13 protein-coding genes and 1 riboswitch are annotated in these 15,970 nt (G+C 39.9%); of the genes, 5 read left to right on the forward strand and 8 right to left on the reverse strand.

Annotation, left to right across the window (positions count from 1 at the left end; genetic code table 11):
- Positions 1-30: 30 nt before the first annotated feature.
- From HDF25_RS05275 to HDF25_RS05310, 8 genes are all read right to left on the reverse strand, one after another.
- Entirely contained in the window at positions 31-1,038 is a 1,008-nt protein-coding gene (locus HDF25_RS05275; RefSeq protein ID WP_184623483.1) for a 3'-5' exonuclease, read from the reverse strand.
- A 243-nt stretch (positions 1,039-1,281) separates the two neighbouring features.
- A complete protein-coding gene (locus tag HDF25_RS05280; RefSeq protein WP_184623485.1) occupies positions 1,282-1,791 on the reverse strand; it encodes a C40 family peptidase in 510 nt (169 codons plus the stop codon).
- 11 nt (positions 1,792-1,802) lie between these two features.
- Positions 1,803-4,412 carry a DNA mismatch repair protein MutS gene (mutS, locus tag HDF25_RS05285; protein ID WP_221450856.1) on the reverse strand — a complete coding sequence of 870 codons (2,610 nt, stop codon included), beginning with the start codon at positions 4,410-4,412 and terminating at the stop codon, positions 1,803-1,805.
- A gap of 98 nt (positions 4,413-4,510) precedes the next feature.
- The gene (locus tag HDF25_RS05290) at positions 4,511-5,236 is read right to left on the reverse strand and encodes a menaquinone biosynthetic enzyme MqnA/MqnD family protein (protein WP_184623487.1); all 726 of its coding nucleotides are present in this window, start codon (positions 5,234-5,236) and stop codon (positions 4,511-4,513) included.
- Between the two features lie 2 nt (positions 5,237-5,238).
- Entirely contained in the window at positions 5,239-5,853 is a 615-nt protein-coding gene (locus tag HDF25_RS05295; RefSeq protein ID WP_184623488.1) for a histidine phosphatase family protein, read from the reverse strand.
- Complete coding sequence (mqnE, locus tag HDF25_RS05300; RefSeq protein ID WP_184623489.1) at positions 5,853-7,046, reverse strand: aminofutalosine synthase MqnE; 1,194 nt, start codon at positions 7,044-7,046, stop codon at positions 5,853-5,855. Before mqnE ends, HDF25_RS05295 begins: the two co-directional genes overlap by 1 nt.
- A gap of 105 nt (positions 7,047-7,151) precedes the next feature.
- Positions 7,152-7,682 (reverse strand): isopentenyl-diphosphate Delta-isomerase, encoded by a 531-nt coding sequence (gene idi / locus HDF25_RS05305; protein WP_184623490.1) that lies wholly within the window; start codon positions 7,680-7,682, stop codon positions 7,152-7,154.
- 90 nt (positions 7,683-7,772) lie between these two features.
- On the reverse strand, positions 7,773-8,258 hold the full coding sequence (locus HDF25_RS05310; protein WP_184623491.1) for a lipocalin family protein: 486 nt from the start codon (positions 8,256-8,258) through the stop codon (positions 7,773-7,775).
- 64 nt (positions 8,259-8,322) lie between these two features.
- Between HDF25_RS05310 and HDF25_RS05315 the strand changes: the two genes are divergently transcribed.
- From HDF25_RS05315 to HDF25_RS05335, 5 genes are all read left to right on the forward strand, one after another.
- On the forward strand, positions 8,323-9,438 hold the full coding sequence (locus HDF25_RS05315) for a trans-sulfuration enzyme family protein (RefSeq protein ID WP_184623492.1): 1,116 nt from the start codon (positions 8,323-8,325) through the stop codon (positions 9,436-9,438).
- 162 nt (positions 9,439-9,600) lie between these two features.
- Positions 9,601-9,713, forward strand: a riboswitch (SAM riboswitch).
- A 237-nt stretch (positions 9,714-9,950) separates the two neighbouring features.
- On the forward strand, positions 9,951-11,252 hold the full coding sequence (locus HDF25_RS05320; RefSeq protein ID WP_184623493.1) for an O-acetylhomoserine aminocarboxypropyltransferase/cysteine synthase family protein: 1,302 nt from the start codon (positions 9,951-9,953) through the stop codon (positions 11,250-11,252).
- A 24-nt stretch (positions 11,253-11,276) separates the two neighbouring features.
- Entirely contained in the window at positions 11,277-12,335 is a 1,059-nt protein-coding gene (gene metX, locus HDF25_RS05325) for a homoserine O-acetyltransferase family protein (protein WP_184623495.1), read from the forward strand.
- Complete coding sequence (locus tag HDF25_RS05330; protein ID WP_184623496.1) at positions 12,336-13,577, forward strand: homoserine dehydrogenase; 1,242 nt, start codon at positions 12,336-12,338, stop codon at positions 13,575-13,577. It abuts the gene before it with no gap.
- Between the two features lie 262 nt (positions 13,578-13,839).
- Positions 13,840-15,858, forward strand: coding sequence for a right-handed parallel beta-helix repeat-containing protein (locus tag HDF25_RS05335; RefSeq protein ID WP_184623498.1), 2,019 nt, complete (start codon positions 13,840-13,842; stop codon positions 15,856-15,858).
- The last annotated feature ends 112 nt before the right edge of the window (positions 15,859-15,970 follow it).

The following is a 15,970-nucleotide window of genomic DNA, read 5'->3' on the forward strand; positions in this document are numbered from 1 at the left end:
GGTCTGCAGACCACATTTCAGCAAAACTATTTATTTTCCAAATTTCATCTTTAATTGTTCCAGCATATCTGGCGTCACATTTACAGCTGGTTTTTCCTTTTTAGGCTGTTGCTGATAAGGTTGTCTGCTTTGTGGTTTTGAAGGTGCAGCTGCAGGTTGTTTTGGTTTTGCCGGGCTACCCTGTTCAGCAGGTTTCGGAGTAGCAGGTAATTTAGCTGCTCTGCTCAACTCCTTCTTCTTGTTCCAGCGGGTCCAGATTTCTTCCAGTTTCTTTTTGGTGTACAAAGGAAAATCTCCCTGTTTCATCCAGGCATAATAACTTGGCTCAGTATCAAATACATGCTCCACAGTTTTATTTTTATGTTTACCGAAATTAAATACCTCTTCATCGTTCTCATTGAAAACCATGCGGCCTGCAAAATCGACAGGCTTATTCATGTTGGTAAAGGCATGCAAAGCGTCTACATCATTTTTAACAGGCTGAGAAACATTACCTTGTTTATCTTCAAAATCTACATTTTCATAACGGTCAAGCTGTGCCAGTAATACATTATAGGTAGCTTTAATATCCGCCTCTGCAGAATGCGCATTAATAATATCTTCTCCACAGTAGAACTTATAGGCAGCACGCAAAGTACGCTGTTCCATCTGGTGGAATATGTTCTGTACATCCACAAATTTTCTGCCGGTCATATCAAAGTCTACTCCTGCACGTAAAAACTCTTCCAGTAATACCGGAATATCAAAACGGTTGGAGTTATAACCTGCAAGGTCAGCATCGCCAATAAATTCAGCAATTTCCTGTGCTACCTCACTAAACTTAGGTGCATCAGCGATATGCTCATCATAAATTCCATGAATCAGAGATGATTGCAGCGGAATTGGCATTTCAGGATTAATACGTAGTGTTTTTACCAGCTCAGATCCATCTGGCATAGCTTTTAGAATTGCAATTTCAACGATACGATCAGAACCAACATTAACCCCGGTAGTTTCCAGATCAAAAAAAGCAAGAGGACGGATTAGATTTAATTTCATTAGTAGTTTTAATTTTTCAATTTTTTTAAAGAGCGTTGTGATTTTTATTTTCAGACAGGACCATACAATCCCACGATTTAAATTTAGGTTTAAATTTTCAATTAACTTAGTAAAATAATTCCCAATCCTATACCAATTATCATAATAAGATACATCAATATTTCAGTTGTAGCAAATTTTTTATACTTAGTCCAGAATGATATATCGTGTTTCCTGCCTTCCATCTTTATATAATTACCAGTTTTAATCTCTCACAGGCCCTGCTTTAATCAGTGTCCGCTGATAGGCAGGAAGCGTTAAGTCATCCACCACCACACCCCGTGTCGTAGATGCATGAACAAAGAAACCATGATTAAGATAAACGCCTACATGATCGATTCCATTGCCCCCGAAAGAAAAAAATATCAGATCTCCTTCTTTGAGTTGCGAAGGATTTGTATTCCTGATCACATCTGCCTGGTCTCTTGACCGCCTTGGTAACTTTAATCCATAAATCTCCTTATTCAAAAGTAAAGCAAATCCGGAACAATCTATACCATTTTTATCCAGTCCGCCGAGTCTGTATCTAACACCGGTCCAGTCTGTAATAAAACGGTATAACGCTTTACTTTTTACATTTGACAATACCTCAGCGGCCTTTGCCTCCTTATTTTCCTTATAGGATGCTGTTTTTCTGCTTCTGCAGGAAGAGAAAACTGTTAATGCAGCCAGCAGGATAATTAAATAAGAGCAACGGATACTGCGTAAAGTCATATCACCATATTTTATTGTTTAATTAATCTCTGGATCTCATCGAGCTTCAGCAAAGCCTCAACAGGAGTCAGCACATTTACATCCAGGTTGTTCAGCACATCCCTGATCTGAACCAGTACAGGATCATCTACCGCAAACATATGCAATTGGTAGGCCTGATTTTGTACCTTCTTGAAACTATCCTTGATACTCTGCCCCTCTGTTCTGTCTATTTCCAGCTTTTTCAGGATCTCGTTGGCACGGTTAATCAGTTTTGGCGGCATACCTGCAATCTTAGCGACATGGATACCAAAACTATGCTCACTTCCCCCAGGGATCAGTTTACGAAGGAATATAATTTTATTACCTACTTCCTTTACAGAAACATTGAAATTTTTGATCCGGTTCATTGTTCCGGCCAGTTCATTCAATTCGTGATAATGCGTGGCAAATAAAGTTTTAGGTTTTGCTGTCGGATGTGTATGCAGAAACTCTGCAATTGCCCAGGCGATAGAAATACCATCATAGGTACTGGTACCCCTTCCAATCTCGTCCAGCAGGATCAGACTCCTGTCAGAAATATTATTCAGGATACTGGCTGTTTCGTTCATTTCGACCATGAACGTACTTTCTCCGGAAGACAGGTTATCTGAAGCACCTACCCTGGTGAAGATTTTGTCCACCAAACCAATATGAGCTTCCTTTGCCGGGACAAAACAGCCCATCTGTGCCATCAGGACAATGATCCCGGTTTGTCTCAGTATAGCTGATTTACCGGACATGTTAGGGCCTGTAATGATGATAATCTGCTGGGTATTATTATCCAGGAAAACATCATTGGTAATATACTCCTCCCCAACAGGCAGCCTTTTCTCAATCACCGGATGTCTTCCACCTTTAATATCCAGAACCTTAGAAGCATTCAGGACCGGTTTTACATAATGATTTTTAATGGCCAGCTGCGCAAAACATAATAACACATCCAGTTGTGCCACCAGATAAGCATTCAGCTGAATCGGTCTGATATAAGCGGCAACCTGCTGCATCAGCGCTTCGTACAGCCTGACTTCTATCTGTTGTATTTTGTCTTCTGCACCCAGAATCTGTTCTTCATATTCTTTCAGTTCGGGTGTAATATATCTTTCTGCGTTAACCAGCGTTTGTTTACGCGTCCATTCTGCAGGTACTTTATCTTTATGGGTATGGGTAACTTCGAGGTAATAACCGAAAACATTGTTAAATGATATTTTCAGTGAAGGTATTCCGGTATTGGCTGCCTCTCTTTTTTGAATCTCGACCAGGAAATCTTTTCCGCCGGTAGAAATCTTGCGCAGTCTGTCTAATTCTTCATCGACACCATCCGCAATTACATTCCCTTTAATTAATAAGGCCGGAGGATCCTGCTGAAGTTCTCTTTCCAGTTTTTCACGGATACTGAAACATGGATCAAGCTGTTCTGCCAGCTGTGATAAATAAGGGTTCTCTGCTGTTAAGGCTGTTTCTTTAATCTGCTCTATATAAAACAGTGCCTTTTTAAGCTGACTCAATTCCCTCGGACCGCATTTTAGCAAACCGACTTTAGAAATCAGTCTCTCCAGGTCACCTATCAGTTTGATCGGCGTTAAAAACTCGCCGATCATTCCTTCATGGTTCACCATAAAATCTACTGTTCCCAGACGTTCCTGTATAGGTTTCAGTTCTTTCAATGGCATGACGATCCATTTGTGAAGCATCCTCGCACCCATCGGGGTTGAAGTCTGATCAAGCACATTAAACAGCGTCATTGCATTCTCGTTTGCAGAACTGACCAGTTCGAGGTTCCGGACCGTAAAACGATCCAGCCACATATAGGTATCTTCTTCCAGACGGGAAATTGTCGTAATATGTTTTAAATTCCGGTGTTCGGTTTCGTTCAGATAATGCAGGACAACTCCCGCAGCAATAACACCTAACTGGATTTTCTCGACGCCAAAACCTTTTAAAGAGCTGACTTCGAAATGTTTATTTAATGTCTCATTGGCATAATCACTGGTAAAAGCCCAGTCATCGAGAGGAAAAGTATAGAATTTATCACCAAATAATTCAAAGAATTCCTGACGTTTACTCTTTTGAAAAATAACCTCCGTTGGTTTAAAACCCTGTAAAAGTTTATCTATGTATTCAGCATTTCCCTGTGCAACATGAAACTCTCCCGTAGAAATATCCAGAAAGGAAACCCCGATTGATGATTTCTCAAAATAAACTGCACCTAAATAGTTATTTGATTTTTGATTAAGAATATTGTCATTATAAGCCACTCCGGGCGTAACCAGCTCGGTTACTCCGCGTTTCACAATAGTCTTAGTCGTTTTAGGGTCTTCCAGCTGGTCGCAGATAGCTACACGCTGACCGGCACGGACTAATTTGGAGAGATAGGTATCCAGAGAATGATGAGGAAAACCAGCCAGCTCTATGTAAGCTGCTGAGCCATTGGCTCTCCTTGTTAAAACTATCCCCAGTATCTGAGAGGTTTTGATGGCATCCTCGCCAAAAGTCTCATAAAAATCCCCAACCCTAAACAATAATAATGCATCAGGATACTTTGCCTTGATCGCATTGTGCTGCTGCATTAATGGTGTTTCCTTCGTCTTATCTTTAGCCAAAATATATGTTACGTTACAAAAATGTAAATATACTATCTAAGGATTAGCTTTAGGTTTTTTTTGAAAAATAAAGGAGGAAAAATAGCTCCCGATATCGCCTACAGCTGTTCTATATAGGACAAAAACAGTGCTAGGGCTTCTCTTTTCTGTGCCGTCAGCTCAAAGTCCAGTTTGTGCATCAGGTAGTCATCCAGATCAAATACAGGGTTTGCAGGAAGCGTTTTCAATAACTCTTTCCGGGCTGCTAAACCATTTTTCAAAGCTGCATTAAACTCATTTATAAAGCCTTCCGGAATAACCTTATTGGCTACCCATGCCGCATACACAAAAGGAAGACCAGTGAATTTCATCCACTCCTCGCCCATATCATAAGCATAGGCGTAATCGTCTTTTTTACCAAAGGTCCTGTCCCCGATCAGCACAATCGCATCAGTTACTGCATCAGTATCGGTAGTGCAGGTTACTTCCTGTTTAAAATGGAATTTCAACAGTACCCTGGCCAGGTTATTAGATGTTCTGGAATGGCTATCTAATCTGAGTGTTTTGATTTCTGCTGCCGGAACACTACTGAAAATAAATACTGAATTTACAGCTCCAACCGAACCTATGCAATAATCAGAGATAATATTAGCACCTGGTACATGTGGAATAGCAGCGACAGGAATAAGTCCTACATCAACAGTTCCGTTAATTAACTTGGCAGCACAATCTGAAGGGATATCTAAACTCAGCTCTATCTGATCTGAAACAGCCGAGTGGTTAATTCCGTAAATGAAAGGTTTAGTATTGGTATAGGCAACGGCAGAAATTCTGATCTTGTTCAATGTTATGCGTTTAAATGGTCGGTATTATTTCGGTCTGTAATCGTAAAAGTATCACCAGTCAATTCAATTTTGTACAGACCTGTATTCTGATGAGGGTAATTATACATCTCTGACATTGGCCTGTTACTCAACAGACACAGCAACAAGCGCAAGGAACGCCCGTGCATACAAATAAGTATCTTCTTTTCAGCTGTTCTGGATTTGATTACCTCTATGATCTCTTTCAGTCGGACAGCCACATCAGCAGGGCTTTCCCCACCTTTAAAATGCGCCTGGTAATCTCCGCTCTGCCACTTTTCGGTCATGTCTTTAAAAGCACCGATAGCGACCTCACTGGTCTGTTTACCTTCCCATTCTCCCCAGGCAAGCTCGTCCAGTTGAGGATGTTTTTCCCAGGGAAGCCCGGCATCAATAAACTGCTGAATGGTTTGTTGTGTACGTTTAAGCGCTGAGGTATACACTTTATCAAATGGGAAGTCTTTATACTTGTTGTAAAATGCAGCAGCCTGAGCTCTTCCAGTATCATTTAAATCACTGTCTATCCCCCTGCCCTGTATAATTCCCTGTTTATTCAGATCCGTCTCTCCGTGACGGATGATATATATTTCTTTATCCATTAATTAATGACCGGCAACTTATAAAACTGAGGCTTCGCCTCTTCCTCAAAAACAAAGTCTGTATAATCAGTAACTACGTTATAAAAAGTATCTCTTTCTATAGGCTGTCGGTTTACCTGTTTAATCAGATTTGCCAGTTCACGTGTGCTCATGCCAGGAGTTTGCTCTTCTGCACCAGCCATTGAATAAATTTTAGTGGTATCATCCAGTGTACCGTCAATATCATCTACTCCAAAATTCAGGGATAGTTGCGCAGTCTGACGGCTGATCATAGCCCAGTATGCCTTTATATGATCAAAATTATCCAGATAGATACGTGCAACCGCATAATTTCTTAAATCTTCAATCACAGAAACTTCAGGAACATGTTCCATCTGGTTATTCTGATTTCTGAATTTCAAAGGGATAAATGCCTGAAAACCGCCGGTTTTATCCTGTAATTCACGAAGACGCTCCATATGGTCTACTCTGTGCTTAAACTCTTCAATATGACCATAAAGCATAGTCGCATTAGTTTTCAAACCTAGTTTATGTGCCTGTTCGTGAATATCAAGCCACTGTTCAGCAGTACACTTATCATTCGCAATCTTCTCCCTTACTTCAGGATGAAATATTTCTGCACCTCCACCTGGCATAGAATCCAGTCCTGCTTCTTTGAAATACTTCAAACCTTCATAGTGACTGAGTTTAGCTTTTTTGAAAATATAATAACACTCCACAGGAGTTAATGCCTTGATATGTAATCCGGGACGGTGAGCTTTTACCCTTCTGAAGAAATCGGCATAAAACTCAAGATTCTGCTTAGGTACTACACCACCTGTAACATGTACTTCAGTTACCGGCTCATTATCATACTTTTTCAGGATATCCATCATTCCATCCACGCTCATCTCCCAGCCATCTTCCTTATTTTTAATCAAACGGGAATAAGAACAGAAATTGCAGGTATAAACACAAACATTAGTAGGCTCAATATGGAAATTACGGTTAAAGTAAGTCTTATCACCGTGCTTTTGTTCTCTGATATAGTTTGCTAAAACACCGAGAAAACCCAGTTCAGCATGTTCATATAAGTAAACACCTTCGTCGAAAGTGATTCTTTCTTTTTGCTGAACTTTTTGCGCTATCCCTCTCAGTTCCTGAGATAAATCAGCATTGTTCAGTATAAAAGTAAGCTTTTCAGTCGTATCCATCTTTGATTGATTAGAATCCAAAAGTAAGATAAAACGGCGTAACAATATGCTGAAGCTGTCAGCTTTATGTAAAAGGTATAAAATACAGCGCTATTTAAACTTGTTTTAAAGAGGTTTCTGAATACTATTCCCGGTAGTTTTGATTTGATCCAGCAATAACTTAAACCAAACAGTATAGGCTTCTGGATTTATTGCAATTTCACTGGCAACCGCTTCCAGGCTAAGATACTTCCAGTCTGCGGCTTCTGCCGGATCAGGGACAGGAGCATTATTACTCCATCCAAAAAAAACATGATCAAACTCATGTTCCGTCAACCCATTTTCCAAAACAGCCTTATAGATAAAGCTAAACTGGTGCGTCAGTAAACAACTCAAACCCATTTCTTCCTTTAGTCTTCGGTTTGCCGCATCAATCAGCGTTTCCCCCGGCCTGGGATGAGAACAACAGGTATTTGTCCATAACAATGGAGAATGATATTTTCCCGCAGCCCGTTTTTGCAGCAGAAACTCATTTTTATCATTAAAAACAAAGACAGAGATTGCCCGGTGAAGCAAAGCCCGCTCATGGGCCAGCATTTTCTCCATGATCCCTATTTCATGATCCTGTTCGTCAACCAGCAAAACATACTCTATCATCTTATATAGATTTAAGATTCAAAGATAAAAAAAAAGCTGCCCCTTTGTTCAAAAGGGACAGCTCAAAAGGTGTTATGTTTGATGTAAGGCCTATTTCATTGCTTTAGAGAAGTTCATGATAATATAAGCTGAACCGTTTCCGTAATCTACAGGTGATTTCAAAACCAGATTATCACCAGTCGCCTGCGAAAGTACTAATCTATAACCTTCTGTTATATTTTTCGCTTTATCTCCCTCATTTAATTTCTTAAACTGAAAAGTCTGATCAGCAGTGCTTACAGACCAGAAAATATTTTGCGTTCTTGAAGGACAGTCAGCCGTTCCAGGAAGCATATATGTCCCATTTCCGCTATTTGTCAGTTTCCATGTACTGCCAATAAAACATTTGTATGAAGCTTCGTTGAAAAGAGATTTGATATTAGCAGCGGGTACGCCATCAAAAGTGATATCGTTTAAAACCCAATTACCACTCACATTACCTCTTTTTAAGCCTGCTGTTGCACCTTTAGGGGAACAACTTTGTAACAGCATTAATGAACTACATAAAATGGCTGCTATTAATAATATTCTTTTCATATACTTGTGTTTTTTCAAACCTCTTACATAAATCCTGCCAAAAAACACTAAAACGACGAATTCTATGAAGACCGAAACCATTGCGATCCATGCCGGGAATTTAACTCACAGTACAACAGGGGATGTAACTCCACCTATCAGCCTTTCGACAACTTTCTTCAGAGATGAAAATGGTGGCTACCCGGGCGGACATATGTATAGCCGTGTCAGCAATCCTAACCGTTCCGCATTAGAGAAGGTAATGGCCGATCTGGAGAAAGGTGAAGAGTGCTGCGCATTCTCATCAGGAAATACCGCTGGAATGTCGGTTTTTCAGGCCCTCCCTCCCGGAAGCCATATTATTGCGCCCGATGATATGTACTGGGGATTTAAAAAACAGCTCTTATCTATCTTTACGGGTATTCTGGAAATAGACTTTGTAGATCAGACGCAACTTCAGACCATAGAAAATCATATTAAAAGTAATACGGCTATGATATGGATGGAGACGCCGTCCAATCCACTGCTCAAGGTCACTGATATAGCTGCGATTGCTGCGATTGCTAAAAAAAATCAGTTAATCCTGGCCTGTGACAGTACTTTTGCTTCTCCATGTTTCCAGAACCCCATCCTTCATGGAGCAGATATCGTCATGCATTCTTCAACCAAATACATAGGTGGCCACAGCGATGTTCTTGGCGGCATCCTGGTTACTGCTGTTAAAAATGAGTTCTGGGACAAAATCAGGAACATTCAGCAAATTGGTGGGGCTGTACCCTCTCCGTTTGACTGCTATCTCTTACTGAGAAGTATTAAAACACTACCCTACAGGATGAGAGGTCATGCAGAAAACGGTATGGCACTGGCTCAGTATTTAGCGGACCACCCGAAAATAGAAGCTGTATTTTATCCTGGATTGCCCTCCCACCCTCAGCATGAAATTGCAAAAAAACAGATGAGTGCTTTTGGCGGCATGTTATCTATACTGGTCAAAGGCGATGCCGGCAATGCAAGAAGAGTAGTTAATACAGTAAAACTTTTTGCACAGGCTACTAGCCTTGGTGGAGTGGAAAGTTTAATCGAACACAGAGCTTCTGTAGAAGGCCCGGATACCAAAACCCCACAGAATTTAATTCGGGTATCTGTTGGACTCGAACACATTGATGACCTTATCGCTGATTTATCGGCTGCCTTAGGTTAAAAAACCAATAAATAGCCTCAAAACGTTGAGGCTATTTTAATTTTAAACAACTCATAAACAGAATGTTGACTATTTTTCAGAATATTATTTTGGAAATAATTTCAATAACACTACATTTGTAACCATATAGCGAAAGCTATTCAAGTCAACCCCTTCGGGTTTGATTTATAAAGAAGTGGCGAGAGACAGGCTCCGAGACCCACTGGCAACCCTCCCAAATGGAGAAGGTGCCAATTCCTGACCAATCAGCATATTGCTTTTTGGAAAGATAAATTAAGACAAATGAAAACAATACACCAACAATCGCATTCAGGCGAACCGGCTCTTTACACAACCCGCACACAGCAAACTACTGCATGTATGTGTTGTTGCATCGGCTAAACTACAATCTTCCCTTAAAATATTAATATTAACCGGAAGGCCTCTGTTCAGAGGTACGCAACCCCTTATACGCGTTCATACCGTATCTATCTGTAACACAAACCCATTCATTATTTTAAACAAGCAAAACCATGTCAGCCAATTATAGATTCGAAACATTACAACTTCATGCGGGCCAGGAAATCGACCCAACAACCGGTTCAAGAGCTGTACCTATATACCAAACTACTTCTTATGGATTTAAAAGTGCCGAACATGGTGCAAATCTATTCGCACTGAAAGAATTCGGCAATATATACACCCGTTTAATGAACCCAACCACCGACGTTTTCGAAAAACGTGTGGCTGCCCTGGAAGGTGGTGTTGCAGCCCTCGCCGTATCCTCAGGACAAGCTGCCCAGTTTATTGCGCTAAACAATATACTGGAGGCAGGAGATAATTTTGTGTCTTCCCCTCACCTGTATGGCGGTAGTTATAATCAGTTTAAAGTTGCCTTCAAAAGATTAGGGATTGAAGTACGTTTTGCAGAGAGTGATAACACCCAGGACTTTGAATCAAAAATAGATAAAAACACAAAAGCCATTTACCTGGAAAGTATTGGCAACCCCTCTTTCAGCATTCCGGATTTTGACAAATTAGCCTTAATAGCTCAAAAATATGATCTTCCGTTAATCGTTGATAATACTTTTGGCGCAGCCGGCTATTTATTCAAGCCCCTGGAACATGGTGCGCATATTGTCGTAGAATCTGCGACAAAATGGATCGGTGGTCACGGAACCAGTATTGGCGGGGTGATTATTGACGGTGGTAATTACAACTGGGGAAACGGCAAATTCAAACAGTTCAGTTCACCTTCCGAAGGTTATCATGGTCTGGTCTTCAATGATGTATTTGGCATTGGCAGTGACTTCGGAAACATCCAGTTTATTATCCGAGCAAGAGTAGAGGGCTTAAGGGACTTCGGTCCTGCTATCTCCCCTTTCAACTCCTTCCTGCTGATTCAGGGACTGGAAACTTTATCTCTGAGAGTACAAAGACATGTGGACAATGCATTGGCACTGGCTACCTGGCTGGAGAACCACGAGGCGGTAAAAAAAGTTTCTTACCCTGGTCTGGAAAGTAGTCCTTATCATCAGAATGCAAAAAAATATCTTAAAAACGGATTTGGTGCAGTATTATCCTTCGAATTGCATGGAGGTAAAGAACAAGCCGTTCAATTTGTCAATGAACTACAGCTGGTGAGCCACCTGGCTAATGTTGGTGATGCCAAAACGCTGATTATACAGCCTTCTGCTACCACCCATCAGCAATTGAGCGAAACAGAACAGGCAGCCGCCGGTATCACTCCACAACTGCTCAGGGTATCTGTAGGTATAGAACATATCGATGATATCAAAGCCGACTTTGAACAGGCTTTTGAAAAATTAAACTAGGAAAGCATAAAAAAGACAAAAACAATGTCATCAACACATATATATAACTATCCTAAACAATTCAAACTCGAGAACGGGAAGAAACTGCGCGGATTACAAATCAGCTATCAGACATTTGGGAAACTAAATACTGCTAAAGATAATGTAATCTGGGCATGTCACGCGCTGACTGCAAATGCAGATGTACTGGATTGGTGGAAAGGGTTATTCGGGGAAAAGAATTTATTTAATCCTGAAGAGCATTTTATCATCTGTGCCACTGTGATCGGTTCTCATTACGGAAGTACAAATCCACTGAGCAGCAACCCCGTTACAGAAACCCCATACTATCTGTCTTTCCCGGAATTTACCATAAGAGACCTGGTACACGGGCATCAGTTACTGGCTGAACATCTCGGTATCAAAAAAATAAAGGTGCTTATTGGTGGTTCACTGGGCGGACAACAAGCTTCAGAGTGGGCAATCAGTGCAGGAAGTAATATTGAAAATCTGATTCTGGTAGCAACCAATGCTTTTCACTCCCCATGGGGTATTGCTTTCAATGAAAGTCAGCGGCTGGCTATTACCGCAGACCGCAGCTTTTATGCACAGAAACCTGACGGCGGAGTAAAAGGACTGAAAGTTGCCAGAAGCATAGCCTTGCTTTCTTATCGTACTTACGAAGCTTACAGCACTACACAGTTGGAAAGTGTTAACGAAAAAACAGGTGATTTCCGCGCTTCCTCCTATCAGAATTACCAGGGAGAAAAACTTTGCAAAAGATATAATGCCTATAGCTACTGGTATTTAACCAAAGCAATGGATAGCCATAATGTGGGCCGGGGAAGGAAAAGCGTCATTGATGCCCTGAATACCATCAAATCAAACACACTGGTGATTGGAATTGAGAATGATTTTCTGTTTCCAATTTCGGAACAGGAGTTTTTAGGAAAACATATCCCGGGCGCAGAATTCCATAGTATTAAATCGGCCTATGGACATGATGGTTTCCTGATTGAAACTGACATCCTGACTAATATCATCGGTAACTTTCTTAAAGAAAGTGTAAATAAAAAAATTATTAAACTGCATAAAACAGCATAAATGAGCACGAAACTTAAAATTGGAATATTCGGTTTTGGAGTAGTTGGACAAGGATTACATGACATCATCCGTGGCCAGGACTTAAACCTGGAGATCATTAAAATAGCGATCAAGAATCCCGACAAAAAACGTAGCCTGGATCCTGGACTTTTCACAACTAATCATGATGAAATTCTCGACAACCCTGAAATCAATACTATCGTAGAATTAATAGATGATGCTGACGCAGCATTCATCATCGCTAAAAGAGCTTTAACCAGTGGTAAACACGTCGTATCAGCCAACAAAAAAATGATTGCCAATCACTTGGCCGAGCTGGTTGAATTACAGGCTAAATATGGTGCTTCACTCCTGTATGAGGGTGCAGTATGCGGAAGTATCCCGATTATCAGAAACCTGGAAGAATACTATGATAACGAATTGCTTCATGGCATAAGCGGAATCTTTAATGGTTCGTCAAACTATATCTTATCCAAGATATTCAATGAAAATGTACCTTATGCAGCTGCATTACTGGAGGCACAGGCACTGGGTTTTGCAGAAACTGACCCGATTATGGATGTAGGCGGTTATGATCCGAAATTCAAACTGGCCATTGCTACAGCGCATGCTTACGGCTTATTTATTAATCCGGATAAGATTCTGAATGTCGGTATCCAGAATTTGTCTGAACATGATATACAGTATGCAAGGGAAAAGAATTATAAAATCAAACTGGTCCCTACTGCACGTAAGATCAGCACAAAACAGGTTGTAACTTATGTATTGCCAAAATTTGTGAAGTCGGATGATTTTCTGTTTAATGTAGAAAACGAGTATAATGGTGTGACTGTACAGGCAGCTTTTGCTGACAAACAATTCTTTTTTGGAAAAGGAGCCGGCGGACATCCAACCGGAGCAGCAGTGCTTTCGGATATCGCAGCCCTGAGATATGGTTACAGATATGAGTATAAGAAATATCATCAGCAGAACGGCCTGATTCATACTGACAATGTGAATATTGAAGTATATCTGAGATATACACATGAGTATACTGTAGAAAAACTAAAGATTGAAAACATTGTAGAGCGTTTCTCGAGGAATGACTTTAAATACGTGATCGGAAGTGTAAGTCTGAAATCGCTGTTGGCAAATAAAGATTTACTGGTCCAAAAAGATATATTCATAGCACATACGGGCAAGTTTACCTATACTGATCAGCAGATCCAGGCGGTTGTAGCCGAAGAGGCACTGGTCAACTAATTCTTCTATACAGAGAAGCATCAGATAAAAGCAGGTTATTATTCTCAAAGAAGCCATTTCTGAGGACAATAACCTGCTTTTGCTTTTAATCTGAAAACCAACCTATTAAACTGCTAGTTATCCTAACAAAGCATAGTCATACTTTTTTTACCTCATATTTAAAATAAAACATCACCAGAAAGAAATTAAACAGAATAACATAGCGCGCATGTTACTCCTTTGAACAAAATCTGGTTGGTGGATTAATCTTAAATATATGACAATGGCTGAAAACAACTCTGTAAAGACGAACAGTACAAATACTGTTGCATTTTCTAACGATCTTAAAAACGCGGTAGAAAAAGATAATAAACTGCTCAATGTATTAGATCCCTATACGGAAAAATACATGACCTATAGTAAGGTTTATGATCTTCCTGATGGCAGCCCGCTAACTGATAAAGATATAGACGGTATCGTTTACATAAAAAAAAACGACGCTTATTTTATGCTGGACCATGACGGTTCGGATATAGATGTAGCTAGATACGGGGCATTGGCAGATGGAGTTTTTGACAATGCAGCAGCCTTTGAAGCCGCTGCAACTGCTGCTTTAAACCTGAAGGTAGGTATCAAAATACTTGATTCGGCTGATCATAAAAGCTATAATATTACAAGGACGGTAAGAATTAAATTACCGCCTGACCAGTCCTGCAAATTCTGGATATCTTCTAATGGGGCAGTAATTAAACCAAATGAGATATTGGCAAGCAGTCAGAATATCTTTAAACTGACCCACGATCTCAATAATGAGTATGTTTTTTTCGCTATCGGACCAGATATTATCTGGCCACTTCCAGAGGGTAAAGTAGAAAGAGCATTTGATAACAATACAGGTGCTGAGGTAAGTATTATCGGAAGTCTGACATTCGATGCATCAGCCTTCCCTGTTATTGAAAAACAACTAAACCCAATCAATATAGCCATTCCCCTACAAATTTCTGCAGCAATAATTGACATACAGAAAGTACTGATCAAAGATTGCATTGGTTCGGGAATCAGAATATTAGGCCCTAAAACACTGACGATCAGAAACACTGATTTTGATCACGTGGGCTATAGAGATAAATTTGACGTAATCAGCGATAACGAATATTCAGGGAAAGACAGCTTTGGAGAATGTATCCATATTATGGCAACAAAAGAAAAATCTAATATTCAAATTGAAGGATGTAACTTAAAAGGTATAAAAGGCCCAAAATACAAGGTAAGAAGCAGGTCAGGAATTGTATTCGAGTTTTGTGAAAAACATGAAGCAAAATCAACAATAAGTATTGATGCTTTAAGAATGGATAACTTTGCAAAATGTATCCATATAGAACAAGCTGAAGATTATCTTATAAAAATCTCCAATTGTGAATTCTTAAATTTCAACTCTTTACTCGGAAACTCAGTAAACTCTCCAAAATACACCATTTCCAATTGTAATTTACACCTTAATTATCTTGATGGAAATGAATCAGTTGGAGGGATGCCAGCTATTGAGATAACCTATGAATCAAATTCGCAGGTTATATTTAAAGAAAGTAACTTCTATTTCGTCGGGGAACCTGCAAAGAACTTTTTACTGGGAAACACAGAACTGTTTGAAAATTGCAGATTCATAGGAAATGGAAAGGAATTTAGCTTTTATGATGGAGCAAAAACTGTAATGTTCAACAATTGCTACTTCAACAACGTAGGAACCGCTTCGAACAATCCTACTTTTTCGGGGTATGTCAGTAATTCCATTTTATACAGACTCATTAATTGTAAGATTGATGGTTTGGATAATCTGATGATGAAAGCGGGAAATCAATCCCTTCAGCAGATCGGTTCAGTTCGCTACACACAAAATCAAAAACTCCAGACTAACAATGTATTACCCAATGATCAATTGATCATGGTGCAAAGATTTAATTTCCCGGGTGTGGAGTTCACCATAGACAACATCAATATGCCTTCCCCATTATGGAAAATGTACAAATTCTCTGGTTTTGTCATTTCTGCAAATGAACTCGACAATTTAAGGGATTTAACCAGAGAGGAATTGGTTAAAAAGGAAGGGTATTATATATTAGATGCAATTTTAACCGACCAGGGATGGCATCAGTTTAGCTTTACTAAAATTGGCACGGAACCGGCCGGATACGAAATAGTAACCATAAACGGTGGCGTAACATGGAGAAAATCTCCAGGAAATGGAGTAACGGATTTAGTCGTTGCATTTTTTCCTTCTCATTGTAAATCATTTCTTATTTAATATAAAAGGGTACCTTTTGCAATGCCCCCAAAAAGTTAGACACTTTCTGGGGGCATTTTTATGACAAAAAAAAAGAAACACAGTTTTGATTTCAAGCTTCATTGCGTAAAGC

The organism is Pedobacter cryoconitis (assembly GCF_014207135.1).
Lineage (GTDB): Bacteria > Bacteroidota > Bacteroidia > Sphingobacteriales > Sphingobacteriaceae > Pedobacter > Pedobacter cryoconitis_D.